Source organism: Vibrio sp. 10N.222.52.B7 (assembly GCF_041474275.1).
Taxonomy (GTDB): domain Bacteria; phylum Pseudomonadota; class Gammaproteobacteria; order Enterobacterales; family Vibrionaceae; genus Vibrio; species Vibrio crassostreae_C.
Genome location: NZ_JBFRTU010000149.1, coordinates 4559 through 5349, shown reverse-complemented (window position 1 = coordinate 5349; position 791 = coordinate 4559). Strand labels below are relative to the sequence as shown.

The 791-nt window shown below is 46.5% G+C and carries 1 protein-coding gene; it reads right to left on the bottom strand.

Features of this window, described 5'->3' with window-relative positions; all coding sequences use genetic code 11:
* Nucleotides 1-791 (bottom strand): DNA topoisomerase (locus tag AB4512_RS21885; protein WP_372175649.1); only part of this gene is annotated, 791 nt, incomplete at both ends.

Below are 791 nucleotides of genomic sequence, written 5' to 3'. Positions count from 1 at the left end.
ACAGCTTCTGAACTCAAGTTGGTTGAGTCAGTACGCATATAAGTGATGTAACCCGCTTCATACAGGCGTTGAGCCAGCATCATGGTTTTCTTTACGCCATAACCAAGACGGGTACTCGCCGCTTGTTGCAGTGTCGACGTGATGTAAGGTGCAGACGGCTTACTCTTAGTTGGGCGGTCTTCACGTTTACAGACTTCGTATTGCGCTTTTTCTAAAACGCTAACTGCAGCTTGTGTTTGCGCTTCATTATCAGGTTTAAACGCAACGCCGTCTTTCTGAGCGACTTGCAGTCTGAAATCTGTTTTCTCTGCTGTTTTGGTATCAGCATGCACATCCCAGAACTCTTCAGGGATAAAAGCGTTGATCTCGCGCTCGCGCTCAACCAGTAGTTTTACAGCGACTGATTGAACACGGCCAGCGGATAGGCCTCGTGCTACTTTTTTCCAAAGCAAAGGTGACACCATAAAGCCAACAACACGGTCCATAAAACGTCGTGCTTGTTGTGCGTTTACGCCATCAATATTTAGCTCACCTGGAGTTTCGAAAGCTTGTTGAATAGCATTCTTGGTGATTTCGTTAAAAACCACTCGCTTGTATCGCGTTTCATCGCCACCGATGATCTCACGAAGGTGCCATGCGATAGCTTCTCCTTCGCGGTCCAAATCGGTTGCGAGATAAACATGGTCTGCGTTCTCAGCCAGTTTTTGCAATTCAGCGACGACTTTCTCTTTACCAGGTAGGATTTGATAGTTCGCTTCCCACTCTTTATATGGGTTGATACCCATCTTTTT